Origin of the sequence: Oceanobacillus sp. FSL W7-1293 (genome assembly GCF_037969815.1) — a bacterium.
GTDB classification, from domain to species: domain Bacteria; phylum Bacillota; class Bacilli; order Bacillales; family Amphibacillaceae; genus Oceanobacillus; species Oceanobacillus oncorhynchi.
In genome coordinates this window covers 808,409-822,027 of the sequence record NZ_CP150212.1, presented here as the reverse complement: position 1 = coordinate 822,027, position 13,619 = coordinate 808,409, and the positions used below count along the sequence as shown (strand labels likewise).

The 13,619-nt window shown below is 39.6% G+C and carries 15 protein-coding genes; 2 read left to right on the top strand and 13 right to left on the bottom strand.

Going from position 1 to position 13,619, the window contains the following annotated elements:
- Positions 1–54: 54 nt before the first annotated feature.
- The 4 genes from MKY65_RS04050 to MKY65_RS04035 form a co-directional block, all read right to left on the bottom strand.
- Positions 55–834 carry an NUDIX domain-containing protein gene (locus MKY65_RS04050; protein WP_339182599.1) on the bottom strand — a complete coding sequence of 260 codons (780 nt, stop codon included), beginning with the start codon at positions 832–834 and terminating at the stop codon, positions 55–57.
- A gap of 179 nt (positions 835–1,013) precedes the next feature.
- Positions 1,014–1,661: a hypothetical protein gene (locus MKY65_RS04045; RefSeq protein WP_339182598.1), complete on the bottom strand. Its 648-nt coding sequence runs from the start codon at positions 1,659–1,661 to the stop codon at positions 1,014–1,016.
- A 259-nt stretch (positions 1,662–1,920) separates the two neighbouring features.
- Positions 1,921–2,682, bottom strand: a complete 762-nt coding sequence (locus MKY65_RS04040; protein ID WP_339182596.1) for a MerR family transcriptional regulator — start codon at positions 2,680–2,682, stop codon at positions 1,921–1,923.
- Between the two features lie 120 nt (positions 2,683–2,802).
- Positions 2,803–3,141, bottom strand: coding sequence for a hypothetical protein (locus MKY65_RS04035; RefSeq protein WP_339182595.1), 339 nt, complete (start codon positions 3,139–3,141; stop codon positions 2,803–2,805).
- 254 nt (positions 3,142–3,395) lie between these two features.
- Between MKY65_RS04035 and MKY65_RS04030 the strand changes: the two genes are divergently transcribed.
- Positions 3,396–4,712 carry a SidA/IucD/PvdA family monooxygenase gene (locus MKY65_RS04030; protein ID WP_339182594.1) on the top strand — a complete coding sequence of 439 codons (1,317 nt, stop codon included), beginning with the start codon at positions 3,396–3,398 and terminating at the stop codon, positions 4,710–4,712.
- 45 nt (positions 4,713–4,757) lie between these two features.
- Here the strand turns inward: MKY65_RS04030 and MKY65_RS04025 are convergent, their stop codons facing one another.
- Positions 4,758–5,216 carry a GNAT family N-acetyltransferase gene (locus MKY65_RS04025; protein WP_339182593.1) on the bottom strand — a complete coding sequence of 153 codons (459 nt, stop codon included), beginning with the start codon at positions 5,214–5,216 and terminating at the stop codon, positions 4,758–4,760.
- Positions 5,217–5,329: 113 nt separating this feature from the next.
- On the opposite strand from MKY65_RS04025, the gene MKY65_RS04020 reads away from it, so the two are divergent.
- A complete protein-coding gene (locus MKY65_RS04020) occupies positions 5,330–6,268 on the top strand; it encodes an AEC family transporter (protein ID WP_339182592.1) in 939 nt (312 codons plus the stop codon).
- A gap of 79 nt (positions 6,269–6,347) precedes the next feature.
- Here MKY65_RS04020 and MKY65_RS04015 read toward each other — a convergent pair whose 3' ends face one another.
- The 8 genes from MKY65_RS04015 to MKY65_RS03980 all read right to left on the bottom strand — a co-directional run bounded on the left by MKY65_RS04015 (position 6,348) and on the right by MKY65_RS03980 (position 13,611).
- Entirely contained in the window at positions 6,348–6,716 is a 369-nt protein-coding gene (locus MKY65_RS04015; protein ID WP_339182591.1) for a hypothetical protein, read from the bottom strand.
- A 202-nt stretch (positions 6,717–6,918) separates the two neighbouring features.
- Positions 6,919–7,809, bottom strand: coding sequence for a cupin domain-containing protein (locus MKY65_RS04010; RefSeq protein WP_339182589.1), 891 nt, complete (start codon positions 7,807–7,809; stop codon positions 6,919–6,921).
- 138 nt (positions 7,810–7,947) lie between these two features.
- Positions 7,948–8,700 carry a class I SAM-dependent methyltransferase gene (locus MKY65_RS04005; protein ID WP_339182588.1) on the bottom strand — a complete coding sequence of 251 codons (753 nt, stop codon included), beginning with the start codon at positions 8,698–8,700 and terminating at the stop codon, positions 7,948–7,950.
- A 222-nt stretch (positions 8,701–8,922) separates the two neighbouring features.
- Positions 8,923–9,441, bottom strand: a complete 519-nt coding sequence (locus tag MKY65_RS04000; RefSeq protein WP_256705681.1) for a GNAT family N-acetyltransferase — start codon at positions 9,439–9,441, stop codon at positions 8,923–8,925.
- 123 nt (positions 9,442–9,564) lie between these two features.
- Positions 9,565–10,242, bottom strand: a complete 678-nt coding sequence (locus MKY65_RS03995; RefSeq protein WP_339182587.1) for a PilZ domain-containing protein — start codon at positions 10,240–10,242, stop codon at positions 9,565–9,567.
- Positions 10,243–10,745: 503 nt separating this feature from the next.
- On the bottom strand, positions 10,746–11,447 hold the full coding sequence (locus MKY65_RS03990; protein WP_339182586.1) for a lactate utilization protein C: 702 nt from the start codon (positions 11,445–11,447) through the stop codon (positions 10,746–10,748).
- Positions 11,447–12,871: a LutB/LldF family L-lactate oxidation iron-sulfur protein gene (locus MKY65_RS03985; protein WP_339182584.1), complete on the bottom strand. Its 1,425-nt coding sequence runs from the start codon at positions 12,869–12,871 to the stop codon at positions 11,447–11,449. Before MKY65_RS03985 ends, MKY65_RS03990 begins: the two co-directional genes overlap by 1 nt.
- Positions 12,868–13,611 (bottom strand): (Fe-S)-binding protein, encoded by a 744-nt coding sequence (locus tag MKY65_RS03980; protein WP_339182582.1) that lies wholly within the window; start codon positions 13,609–13,611, stop codon positions 12,868–12,870. The genes MKY65_RS03985 and MKY65_RS03980 overlap by 4 nt, the downstream gene beginning before the upstream one ends.
- Positions 13,612–13,619 lie beyond the last annotated feature (8 nt).

Genomic DNA, 13,619 nt, shown 5'->3' with positions numbered 1-13,619 from the left:
AGAAAAGCAAGGCTCTCACGGAATGAAGTTTCGTTTTATACGTCTTCTATTTTATTACCAAATAGTTGAGAAAACAACATAATCGTTAAATTGATATAACTGGGACGGCCTGAATGAATTCCGTTCCGTTTTCTTTAAGTTTCCATGCTGATCGACAACTTTTTCTAAAAAAGGCAGCTTAGGTGCTTTTCCAAAAAATACAGATGTGTTTGTGATTCTGGAATGATTGGATACCGTCATCAAGACACGCTGCAATTCAGATAAAGTAAATTCATTAGGCAGAAAGTTTTTGGCAATGGTGGAATGAAGCATGTCCCATTCAATTAAGGATACAGCATCTGCAATTATTTGTTCGTGATCGAACGCTAATGCAAGCTCTTCTATCTCATCCAATGAGAACAACCCAACTTCCGCTGCATCATCCGCCGCTTTTCGTTTTTCAAGCTGAAATTCCGGTACAATGGCATAATGCGCATTGGATATAATCCAGCCGCGATGGTCTCTTCCCCATGCATCGTACGTGCCGAAATGCTTTAAGAATACATTTTCTACGCCTGTTTCTTCCTTTAATTCTCTCGTTGCTGCCTGTAAAGCAGTTTCCCTTTTTTTCGCATCCACAAACCCTCCAGGCAACGCCCACTTGCCGGCTTCGATATTAGGTTTTCCTTCTGCATTCATTTTAGCCCGTTTGATTAATAATAGCTTTAACCTTTTTTGAGGAGGCTCTTTTTTGCGTTGTTCTTTGGATTCAGCATTCTCTGAAACAATGGTAAATACGGCAATATCACTCGTATAACCGTCTGGTGTAATATACTTTGATTTCTCCTCCTTCATGAATTTTTCACCTCCAATGAGTATCGTTATTAGTAATTTGTAATTTTATAATTACTAAATATTATAGCTAAAAGAAGACCGATGTCAACTGTTGAAGCTCCAGATTTATTTTCTATAACAAAAGCTGAAAAGAATGAACCCTTCATCAGGCTGTGCTTCATTCTTTCCAGCTTTTTAAATTACGCTTTCGTTTTTTTCGGGAAAAAGGTGTATGACCAGGAATAAATAAAATCAACGATAAAGATAAGCCCCCAAAGCTTGGACATGCTAAACGCTGTTTCACTGGCATACGGGGACTGCCGATAATCATCTATTTCCACCCAGGTCAAATCCGTTAAATAATCCACAATTCCTGCTGTTCCACCCAGCCCATAAATCCACAACCCTGCTTGTACACTGATAAAAATAACCAGATGAATCATTGCACTAATACGATTTTTACGGGCAATATATTTTGGGTCCTGTTGGCGCTCCATTACCTGCATATCTTTTTCCGTTAATAAGGAAACACCGCGCCATTTGCCAATCGTTTGCCGCATCCAGCGATCAAGACGCTTAAAATCAGCGATACCAAAAGTACATGCATAGAGCACAAAAATCATAACGATAATCTGGAACGTGCTGATTTCTCCGGTGATTTGATAAATGTAGAGAGCCAGCCCTGCTTCAAATATAAATAAAGCTAAAAATAAACTGATAAAGATAACACTTAGCTTCTTCTTATTCAGCAAATATCTAGTTACCCCAAATAATAAGAGCATAACAACAGAAAGAATCTCCGCCGCGATAAATAATTCCCACTGGTAGGTTAAAAATGCTTCTTGCATAGCTTATCTCCTTTTTGTAAATACCTTTTATCACAAAGAATCGTCCGTAAAATTTCCCGCCTCAAAATACAGAGTAGAAATCGACGGGAGATGAACAGCCGCGGACTACCCTGAATCACTCAACTAACTTTCTGTGAGAAAAAACCAAAAAATTTCACAGAATAACATTTCGTTTTATAGTATTTACGCAAGAGAAGCAGAAAAGATTCATGAACATGAAAAAAACCGGGAAAACGCTTCCCCGATTTTTTCAGCAGAATCAATCCGCTGCATATTTAACTACTGCATCATGCAAGAGAGAAACAACCTCTTTTTTCGCACGATTATTATAATATTTCGCAAATCGTTCATCTGCCATATACATTTGTACCAAGCCTTTATGAGCCTCAGCGGAATAATTCGGCCAAGAATACAGCAGCCATTTTTTATGAAGTTCATACACTTCCTTTGCTTCTGGTGTATCTAAATCCTTCGTCTCTGTCAGCTGCTCCAGCTTCATAAATAATTCATCTTCTATCCGCTGCATTTCCTGAAAGTCTGCCTCACTGAGGTTCATAAATTTTTTATTCGATTTTTCTATTGTTTCCTCTCCATATTTTTCTCTGATTTCTTCTCCATATAACCGTTCATTCTCTTCCAGACGTTCTTTCTTAAATCCTTCAAATTTTTCTTCCGCTGTCATCGTAATCTCTCCCTTTGTATATTGAATTGTTTTTTTCACTGTAGCTAACAATCGGTTTATCTTTTCTTGTTCCGCTTCCAGTTTTCGCTGGTGATCTTCTAATGCCGTCAGCGTATGAAACGCAGGATCATCCAATACGGATTGAATCTGCTCCAGCTTCATCCCTAAGGAACGATAGAGAAGAATCTGCTGCAACCGATTTAATTCCTTGTCTTCATAGAGACGGTATCCTGAATCCGAATGCTCCGCCGGCTTTAATAAATCAATTTGATCATAATACCGGAGTGTGCGTGTGCTGATACCAGACATGTCAGCTACTTGTTTGATGGTGTATTTCATCTCGTTGCCCTCCTTTCATTTTTTAGTATAGAGATTTACGCACCGTCAAGGTCAATACTTTTTTTACTTAATTTAAAAACCCATCTCGATCAGTTTGAGATGGGTTTATCTTACCTTATTTTATATAACTTCATTAAATATTTGTCCGCCATTTAAGTCAATAATCTTTAAACGGCTCGTATCTTTGATAAAAATCGTTTTGTATTTTTTTTGATTAGCGTCATCACCAATAAATAGAATACGCTTATGCGGATTATCCTCCACAACTTGAACAGATTCATTTCCAGATGGAATTTGATCTTGGATAACATCCATTTCTTCCTGTGCATTTGCGCCTGTTTCTTCTTCCATAGTTACTGCTTCCTTATCTGCTGTGATTTCTTCCGCTTCTCCTGTATTAGCGTAGATTCCACTAAACAGTAATGCTCCTGCTGCCGTTGATAGTAAAATTGTCTTCATTGGTAAAAACCTCCTTAATTTCTTAACAATTACCAGTTTACTGAATGACTGCTTATAATGTCCTTAGAGAAAAATGAGAATTTGATGAGAAGCCTCAGCGTTTATTTTCATGGGGATAGGGAAAAAAAGATAGTACGCTGCTTTTCTTTAGCAAGCCTTTTATGTAAGAGTCATCTCAACAAAGCATAATTATTTCTTACGTACCAAAGCGATTTAAATAATTCAAATTAAAAAATACAATCGGAGGAACGACAATGAACAAAGTATACGATGCAGTCGGTGTTGGAATTGGTCCATTTAATTTAAGTCTTGCGGCTTTAACAAATGATTTGCAAGAAGCAGACATCTTATTTTTGGAACAGGAAGCTTCTTTTGATTGGCATCCTGGAATGCTGATTGAGGGGATGGACCTGCAGACACCTTTTATTGCAGACCTGGTAACTTTAGCAGATCCCACCAATCGTTTTTCATATTTAAATTATCTCCACGAGCATAATCGGATGTATCAATTTTTCTTTTTTAAACGTTTCACTATCCCAAGAGAAGAATACAATACATATTGTAAATGGGTCTCTTCCAGACTAGATAACTGTCAGTTCGGACAACGTGTAACGGATGTAACAGCTATGCCGGATGAATCTTGTTATAAGGTTACAGCCCGGTCTACAGAAGATGAAAGTGAACGAAGCTATTATGCAAAACATCTTATTTTAGGAACAGGCAGTATCCCGAATATTCCAGAAGCGCTGCAAGGCTTTCCGGAAGAGGATATCACACATACCAGCCGTTATATGTATCTTAAAGATACCTTAAAGCAGGGAAATTCCATTACAATCGTCGGGTCTGGTCAAAGTGCTTCAGAGGTGTTCTACGATTTGTTACAAGACCAAAAAGAGGGGGCTTATGATTTAACCTGGTTTACCCGTTCCAGCGGAATTTTTCAAAAGGAGGATACAGGACTCGGAAAGGAGGTATTCTCACCAGAGTATGTTGATTACTTTCATAACCTGCCGTTGAAAGACAGGATGGAGTCGCTTGAAAATTTAAGCACTATTCGAAACGGCGTTGATCCTAAACTCTTGGAAAAAATTTATGAGCTGCTTTATAACCGTTCAATCGAATCGCCTTTGCAGCAAATTACGATTCAAACAAACACGGCAGTAAATGCGATTGAAACGTGCGGCAATTTTCAAAAGGGAGCCTATAGCCTGCAATGTGAACAATGGCAAAAGGGAGAAAAATTTACTTACCCGGCGGATAAAGTAATTCTGGCAACTGGATATAAGCCGCATCTTCCTGATTGGCTGAAGAATTTCTATGAATACATAGAATGGGAGGATAAAAAAAGATTTCGTGTAACTGCAGATTATCGGCTTGTTTTTAAAGACTCCCGTAAAAATCAAATATATACGTTGACCAATATTGAACATTCTCATGGTTCCAGTGCAACAAACTTAGGGTTATCCGTCTTGCGAAACCAAAAAATCATTAATTCAATTGCTGGCAAAGAAATTTATCCAATACCGCAGCAAGCAGTCTTTCAGCAATTTGAAATGAAAAAATCATACTGACATCCAAAGATGCCAAACGCGTTTGAACAGCGTTTGGCATCTTTTTCACTGCTCCAAATTCATTTCCAGACGTACCATATCGATGACCTGTATCCCATTTTCAAAAATCGGCTTTTCATAATGCCGTAAAAAGAAATCCCGGTCAATGGAAACCATCCGGAACCCGCATTTTTGATATAGTGCGAGCTGCGCAACTCCTGAGTTCCCTGTTCCAATTTCTATCGTACGGTATCCTTGCTGCTTTGCTGTCTGAATCGCATGCAATACCAGTTGCTTTCCCAAGCCTTGTCCATGATAAGCTTCATCCACAGCAACATTGACAAGCTCCACGGTATCTGGTCTGGTCGGCAGAAGAACATATACACCAACCACCTCTTCCTCTTTCTCCAGCACATAGCAGACTCCTCTGAAGGTATAATCACGGATCAGCCTTTCTGATGGATCTGCAAGCATTAATAGATTCATAGGCAATGCTTCTCCGCTATCTAATGTACGAATCATCATTTTCACTTCCTTTTTTATAAAATAGGCTTGTTTCTTTCTTGTGAATCTTCTAGTATTAAGAATTATACATCGAATTTAAGTATACCAATTTTTCAGATTCAAAGGAGATTAAAATGGATGTCACCACTGTCGCATTAACCGTCATAATGATGGGGCTTATTTTAGCTATCGGAGCCTTGGTAGCTCTTAAAAACACGATTACATATGAAGCAAAACAACTGTTCATGAGCGTAATTATCAATGTCGCCGTTCCATTTATTATTTTAAATGGCGTCTTCAATACCGATTTAACGGATGATGTATTGCATCAGGTTATTCTGATGTTTATTTGCAGTGTCAGTTTTAACGTTTTGGCTATTGGTATTTGCTTTTTATTTGGAAAAATTATCGGCTTTTCCATGACAAAATCAAAGCAGCTTGCCTTACTTGCGGCTATTGGAAATTCCGGTTTTATCGGCATTCCGTTATGTGCTGCTATCTTCGGTCCAACCGGCGGGCTGCTTGCTGCTATTTTTGATGCAGGACTGGATGTTGTGGTCTTCTCACTGGGAATCTATCTATTGCAAAGCAATAATCATTTTGAATGGAGACACTTAAAAGCGCTCGTGAATATGCCGTTAATAGCTATCAGCTTCGGACTTATTTTTGCCTTCAACGGCTGGGGAGCCCCTGTTTTATTTAAGGATTTGGCCGGCATGCTCTCCGCACTGGCGGCTCCCATGGCGATGCTCTATGTCGGTTTTAGCCTGCCAGACCTTTTCCGCAGCAAACAGCCGTTATTTTTCCGTGAATTATGGATGCCTTTGGTATGGAAATTGCTTATTCTTCCAATCATGGTGATGATTATTCTGTCCTTTTTGCCGCTGGAGACATTACTCCAAAATATCTTAGTCATCCTTGCTTGCATGCCAACCTTTATGCTTTCTGCGGTTCTCTTTTCCCGCTATACGGATAAAGAGCAGGAAGCAGTCGTTACATCGGTATTTTCTACCATACTTGCTTTGGGAACGATTCCGTTTATCGCCTGGCTGTCCGCCTTTTGGATTGGTTGATGCGCAGGCTAATATATACTGCAGCACCTAAAATAAATGAAAGCAGACGAACATTTCACACATGTACGTCCACTTTCATTTATTTTTTCTTAATGATAAACCAATTTTTCGAGCCTATGGTAAGTACAATGAATAAACAAATTAATCCAACAACATGAAACAATACAGCTTTTGTTAGTCCTCCAAGTATAATCCCAAGCAAACCAACGACAGAAAGTGGAGAATATTTTTTATTTAGGGTTACTTCAACGTGATCTCCATCATGCACAGTCAAAGAGTTACTGGAGAAAAAGCTTTGATTAACTGTCATTTCTGCTGTATCTTCTGGAAATACTGCAATAAATTCATTATTATTTCCCAGTTTTCCCTGTGCTGACCCATTAACATTGACCTTTAAACTGGATAATCCGCCGAGTGCACCTGTATTTCTGCTGACCTGAACCCTCATCTATGTACTCCTTCCAACTTTTTAGTTTCATTAGAATATATTGGAAATTTTAACATAGAATAAACTTAAGAAACAGGTATATTTGAACTAATTTATTTGCTGCACAAAAAATAGAAAGCCGATCTATTAAAAGAAAGGCTTTCTATTTTTAAAAAGAAAAACGCAGTAGCTTTCATTACTCATCTGTTAAAAGAAACATCCTCTAACCTTCCGCCTGCATCGCCTCTTCTTTTGTAGCTTCCACCGTGCCAAACGGATGATGAGGCGGGGCATAAATCGTATAAAGCTTTAAAGCTTCATCCCCTGTATTCGTAATATTATGCCATGTACCAGCAGGAACCATTATCGCGCTGTCTTCTTCCACCTGCTGTCTGATTGTCAGGTTATCCTGCCGGTTTCCCATCTGTACCGTTCCGCTTCCTTCTTCAATCCGTATAAATTGATCGGTATCCGGATGGACCTCTAAGCCGATATCTCCTCCAACTGGAATACTCATTAATGTAACCTGCAGATGTTCTCCCGTCCATAAAGCAGTACGGTAATTCGTATTGTTTTCCGCTGCATTTTCAATATCAATCACGAAAGGATTTCCTCCATGATCGGTAACCCTGGAAGCTATTGTATTCCCTTGATTATTTTCTAAATATCCCGCTAAATGGCTTGCAATTTGATAATCTGTCATCGCGAGCTGATAAAGCATCTGCCGGGAATACGGTTCATTTACTTGCGCACTTTTATGATAGTTTTCTTCATAGCCCTGCCTGGCATGCTCATACACAGCTTCGATACGAACATTTCTCTCCTGATTATACTCTGACTGGCTTATATCTAGCTGTTTCCCGGTAAAATAGTGATAAACCTGCTCCAGACCTGCAGCGATTTGATTTCTGGATTGGACAGCATACACAAGTCCCTGTGCCGATGCGTCATTTCTAAACTGATCTGCTATTTGAAAATACATTGGAAGTGTTGATGCCTCACGCTGTAAGGTTTCCTCTATGATACTAGCTGTCTGTTCATCATACGGATGTCCTTGGTTTCCATTCGAATCCATTCGATTCATTTGCTGCTGATAAATAGGATGATAATACATATGGGTCTGTTCCCTGCCTTTCCTTAATCTCCTATCAGCATATGACCATAAATGAAAAATGGAACCCAAAAAAAAGAAGACATTGACAAATATCTTCTTCATCCATCTTTCATTACGTACGCTATACCCAACTATTCTTTATACGCTCTGCTTTGCTTTCTTCTCCGCCGCAATCATCAAAAACATCGGTCTGCGCCATTCATGCTTCATCGCCGGCACTTTCTCAAGCATTTCCTCTGAAGGTACTGACTCTTCCACACGTAAAATCTCAAATCCTGCTTGGATTAAATCATTCATAAAAGCAGACATCGGGCGATGATATTTTATCACTGTTTCATTTAAAAAGGATGCTTCTCTTTTTCCTTCTATTTGATAATTATCCACTGGCCAATATAATGGATTCTTTCCTGTTTGATCATATATCCAGTCCTGTTCTTTTCTCGCCGTAAAAATGGGGTGCTCCACAGAAAACACAAAGCTTCCGCCTGGCTTCAATATCGTATGCACTTTTTCACATACACTGGAAAAGGACTTAATATAATGCAGGGCAAGCGAGCTGAGAACAATATCCATTGAGCTTTCAGAAAAATCGATGTCCTCTATAGCTTGCTGCAGATACACAATCCCTGAATCATTGGTCAGTTCCTTCGCATGCGCAAGCATACGTTCAGATATATCTGTCCCTGTCACAGATGCTGCGCCCTGCTCCCGTGCATAACGGCTATGCCAGCCAAATCCACAGCCTAAATCTAAGACCTTCTTTCCCTGGAAATCGGGCAGCATCTCTTTTAATATATGCCATTCACCGGCTCCTTCCAGACCTTGTTTTGACCGGTCCATTTCTGCATACGCCTGAAAAAATGGCTGATCGTCATATTTATTTTGTTTCAACGTCTCACTTCCTTTCCAATTCGTATATTATAAGCGTCTATATAACGAAAAAAAGCATATCTATATAAAACATGCTTTATACTTGAAAATTATGTACCTGACAGCAACCTTATACAAATCAAAAATCGATAAGGTATACCGTCAGATTAAATATATTGAAGTTATTTGATTCTTATGAAATACAAGAAGAAAATAATGAGGATGGAAAACAATGGTTACAAATTATAAAATCTTTTCATACCTGCAATGATCATGATTTGTGCCTTTATAATCATAGCCAAAGTTTTTATAAATTTGGTTCAGTTTTTTATTGCTTTCTACACAGTCTAAACGAATCCGGCGCATTCCCTGCGTCTTTGTATATGCTTCCATCCATTCGACAATAGGTCTTCCTAAGCCGCGTCCAATATGATCATAGTCTACGGACAGACGGTGCATATAAAATGCATCTTCGCTGGATTGTCCCCAAATGTTTTTATCCCAAGGAGTCTGCATTTCATTTAGCGTAAATGTGGCAATAATCTCATCGCCTTCTTTAACAACAAAGGTAGCTCCATCTTCAACAGACTGTCTTACTTCCGGATCTTCCTCGTCCTGATCAAGGAACTCCCACTGCTTTAAACGGCTTTTCTTCAGCCAGGTTGTTACACCCTTTAGCAGGCGGAGTATAGCCTTCATATCTTCCTTTTGTGCAATATACACATCTAGTTCCTGATTAATAGATCCAACTTTATTCGACATACCTCTACCTCCTTATACCCTTTGCTATACATTCGACATGAAAATTAAAAATTCCTCCTTTTTTATAAAAAAAATTCAAATTAAAGCAATCATTATATCTTTCCAGATATTTCAATCCGTCATTTATTCCTTGATTTTATTTCGAATCTCGATTTGTTTAGCAATACAAAATTTCACAATATGTGACCTGGTTCCTTCTCGCATATCAATAAATTGCAGCGCATTTTTATACATGTTATTTGATTGTTTTATTACATTCACAACATTGCCCTTGAATATAATCTTCTGCTGGTTGTCCTTTGTTTTTAAATATAATGTTCCTTCGACCTTATCTCCTATCTCAACAATTTTAGACTCCGTCAGGAAAGCTGCTCCCCCGCCGCTTATATCGTGGGTAATGACGGTTATATTTTCCCCTTCGGCTTCTTCAGCGTTCGGATTTGCATCTTCTGCAGGAGGCAATGTCAAATCCATATCCAGCATGACTTTTACACGGAAAAATTGCCTTCTTTGCACTACTTTAATTGCATCTATAGAGGGTTTCGTAATGGCTATTTTTCCGTTTTGCTGAAGATGTAATTGGGATGCAAAGTTACAAAGCCCTTTTTTATCATCATGAAAACAGACTGTGACTGTCATGCCGTTTTCAATCAGCATAGGTACATTCTGTTTATTGACAGGTCTTTGAATCAGCAGCTCAGACTCTTTCCGAATGAGCTGTGTATAATATGTTTTTTCCTCCGATGTTACCAGTTCAAGTAATTGACCATTCCAAAATTCTGTATATACTTCATCGCTCATAATAAATCCCCTTTTCTTCGTTGTTTTAAATAGATAGAGTTCATCCTTCAATTCATTTCATTCTATGTAGACACCTAAGGAAACATTCAGTCCAGTCAAAACCAATTTTTGTATTATTTTTAGAACCAATAAACGGATCCCGTTTCTTACTATTATTTTTACTGAACTTTTCTATGTATTATATCTATCATGGCGCCAGCATCTGTTTTCTCCTCTGTTAAGGCGGAAACGAAAATACTTATATCCATGCAAAAGGATCCTTCCAAAAATAAAATCTTATACTATATTTAGGTATTTAGACAGGACTACTTTTTCCTAATTATAACGTTTTTTCTGATTTTTGTAATGGTAATTCTTATTATTCTTGATAAATATAACTCTTCCAGCTTAGTAATCACAAAAAACACCTTTCCGTTCCGCGCGATTAAAAAACGCTTAACAGAAGAGGTGTTTTTTATGACCGAAGCTGCTTTTTTAATGACCCAGATGCCATAAAAGCTATATTAATCTACTACAATATACGTTACCTTTACCGGCCCATGCACACCAACAATCAGATTCATTTCAATATCAGCACTATTACTAGGACCTGTTACAAAACAAACACTGGAAGGAGGAACAATGCCTTTTTCATTATCCTGATGAATCTTGCCTGCTGCCTGTGTCATCCTCGGTACAATTGTTTCTTTAGGAATAATGGCGATATAGCATTTTGGCATTAAGCTGATGGATCTGCCATTATCTTTATTCGTCATCAATGCGACTGTTCCTGATTCAGCAAGTGTGATATCACTAAAGGAAATACCGACATCTGTTCTTTCGGCAATCACTTGGTTTTCCTTACCAAGGTTTGCATCCCAGACATGTACATCGACCTCTTTTGAAAATTCCTCATAAGCCTTATCCAGTCCATATTCCTGGTTACGCTTATCATTCGATGCAATAATAGAAGCTGCCTCATATCCATCTAATACTCTCTTCAGTGTCGCCTGCAAATCGCTTTTATCTGTCCGGACAAAATCGGTATGGATAACCTTACAATGCTCCTTTAGCACTCCAATCAGCTCTTCAGCAGAATAATCTTTAAAAACCTCATGCTGCGGCTGAACACTGTACTCCGGCCGGCTCACACCTTCTCTTCTTTGCGGACGGCCCAGGTTTGCAGCAAGGTTGCTTAAAAAGGAGTCACGGTTTTGAATAGCCATTATGCCTCTCCTCCCTTCTGACGTTTATTCCACCAGCTGCGGAAGGATTGTTTCCCCGGTGCCGGAAAATCACGGACATCCGTCCATCCTTTTAATGGTCCCGGGCCATTTTCAACGTATTCCTCTTTTGTCCACGGTTTTAATGCACTTCTTGCGACTTTTGTACTTAATTTATACGCCGCCGGATTCGAGGCCCATTGCGCAAAACCTTTCATCATGATTTTTTCAGAAGCAGGCGATTTTTTCTCTTCTTCTACAATAATTTCACGGTGACGTATCAACTGTTCATGTAATGGAATTTTCACCGGACATGCTTCCGTACAAGCAGCACATAAAGAAGACGCATACGGCAATTCTTTATGATCCTCATAGCCGTCAAGAAGCGGTGTTAATACAGCTCCAATCGGGCCTGGATAAATCGAGTTATACGCATGCCCGCCGACATGGCGATACACCGGACACACATTAATACAAGCTGCACAGCGGATACAATGAAGTGCAGACTGAAATTCTGTTCCCAGGATTTTAGAACGTCCATTATCCACAATCACCAGATGATAATCATCCGGGCCGTCGATTTCCTCTTCCAAGCGCGTCCCTGTAATGGTTGTGATATAACTGGTCAGCTTCTGCCCGACAGCAGCTCTTGTTAATAAGCTGACTAATACTTCCATGTCCTCCCAGGTTGGAACGAGTCTCTCCATCCCCATGACACTGATTTGTGTATCAGGAAGGGAAGTAACCATTTCCGCATTTCCTTCATTGGTTACCAATGTAACAGAACCAGATTCTGCAATCGCAAAGTTGCAGCCGGTAATCCCGACATCCGCAGTTAAGAAATCCTGCCTCAGCTGTTCTCTGGCAAAGGAAGCCAGTTCCTCCGGCGTATCTGATTTATCATAGCCTTTTTTATCTTGAAAGGTATTTTTGATTTGCTGCCTATTTTTATGCAAAGCCGGGGTGACGATATGTGATGGAGGATCTTCATCTAATTGCAGAATCCATTCCCCTAAATCCGATTCGACCACCTCTGCTCCGATTTCCTCTAATGTTTTATTTAAACCAATTTCTTCGGTAACCATGGATTTGGTTTTCACAACTTTTTTCGCTTTTTTCTTTTTGACGACATTTTCAATATAGGCATTCGCTTCCTCTGCCGTCTCCGCAAAAAAGACATTGCCGCCGCGTTTTTCCACTTCCTCACTGAGCTGATACAAATAATAATCAATGTTTTCTAATGTATGGGACCGTATTTCCTCTCCAAGCTGGCGCCAATCTTCCCAATTGCCGAGCTCTTCCGCCTGCGTCAGGCGGCCATTTCGGAACCTTCCTTGTGCAGAAGAAACGGCCTGCCGCATAAAATCATTGTCAATCCCTTTTCCAATCCGTTCTTTATAAGGAGTTTCACTAATTTTTATGCTCATACGGTTACTCCTCCTTGCTCTTTGACATGTGTATTTAAAATTTCTGTGATATGCATGACTTTTACATTTTTACCTTCTCTGCGCATACGTCCGCCGATATTCATCAGACAGCCCATATCTCCGCCGACAAGGTACTCTGCTTCTGTTTCCGAGACGTGCCGGGATTTTTCTTTTACCATTTCTGCGGATATATCTGCATTTTTCACAGCAAATGTACCGCCAAACCCGCAACAGTCCTCTTTTACCGGCAGCTCAACAAAGTCAATTCCTTTGACATTTTTAAGCAGCTTCGTCGGCGCTTCCTTTACTCCTAAAATACGGGTCATATGACAGGATGGATGATAGGTTACCCTTCCCTCAAAGGTAGAACCGACATCTGTGATACCCAATACATCCACGATAAACTGGGTTACCTCATAGGATTTATTAGCCAGCTCAATCGCCGGCTGTTCCCACTCCGGGTCTCCTTTGAATACGTTCGGATATTCTCGCAGCATCCCGACACATGAACCAGACGGGCCGACCACATACTCCGAATCTTTAAAGGCCTTTATCATCTGCTTCATTGCTTTTTTCGCTTCACTCAGGTAACCGCTGTTATATGCGGGCTGCCCGCAGCAGGTTTGAGCTGCCGGGAAATCTACTTCACAGCCCAGCCGCTCTAATAATTCCACCGTATTCTTACCTACATCTGCAAAAACAATATCACTTACACATGTAATGAACAAAGATACTTTCATTTTTTCCA

Bases quoted from the DNA above. Each gene is read 5' to 3' on its own strand.
- MKY65_RS04050 (WP_339182599.1), bottom strand. From the start codon at position 834: ATGAAGGAGGAGAAATCAAAGTATATTACACCAGACGGTTATACGAGT.
- MKY65_RS04045 (WP_339182598.1), bottom strand. From the start codon at position 1,661: ATGCAAGAAGCATTTTTAACCTACCAGTGGGAATTATTTATCGCGGCG.
- MKY65_RS04040 (WP_339182596.1), bottom strand. From the start codon at position 2,682: ATGAAATACACCATCAAACAAGTAGCTGACATGTCTGGTATCAGCACA.
- MKY65_RS04035 (WP_339182595.1), bottom strand. From the start codon at position 3,141: ATGAAGACAATTTTACTATCAACGGCAGCAGGAGCATTACTGTTTAGT.
- MKY65_RS04030 (WP_339182594.1), top strand. From the start codon at position 3,396: ATGAACAAAGTATACGATGCAGTCGGTGTTGGAATTGGTCCATTTAAT.
- MKY65_RS04025 (WP_339182593.1), bottom strand. From the start codon at position 5,216: ATGATGATTCGTACATTAGATAGCGGAGAAGCATTGCCTATGAATCTA.
- MKY65_RS04020 (WP_339182592.1), top strand. From the start codon at position 5,330: ATGGATGTCACCACTGTCGCATTAACCGTCATAATGATGGGGCTTATT.
- MKY65_RS04015 (WP_339182591.1), bottom strand. From the start codon at position 6,716: ATGAGGGTTCAGGTCAGCAGAAATACAGGTGCACTCGGCGGATTATCC.
- MKY65_RS04010 (WP_339182589.1), bottom strand. From the start codon at position 7,809: ATGTATTATCATCCTATTTATCAGCAGCAAATGAATCGAATGGATTCG.
- MKY65_RS04000 (WP_256705681.1), bottom strand. From the start codon at position 9,441: ATGTCGAATAAAGTTGGATCTATTAATCAGGAACTAGATGTGTATATT.
- MKY65_RS03995 (WP_339182587.1), bottom strand. From the start codon at position 10,242: ATGAGCGATGAAGTATATACAGAATTTTGGAATGGTCAATTACTTGAA.
- MKY65_RS03990 (WP_339182586.1), bottom strand. From the start codon at position 11,447: ATGGCTATTCAAAACCGTGACTCCTTTTTAAGCAACCTTGCTGCAAAC.
- MKY65_RS03985 (WP_339182584.1), bottom strand. From the start codon at position 12,871: ATGAGCATAAAAATTAGTGAAACTCCTTATAAAGAACGGATTGGAAAA.
- MKY65_RS03980 (WP_339182582.1), bottom strand. From the start codon at position 13,611: ATGAAAGTATCTTTGTTCATTACATGTGTAAGTGATATTGTTTTTGCA.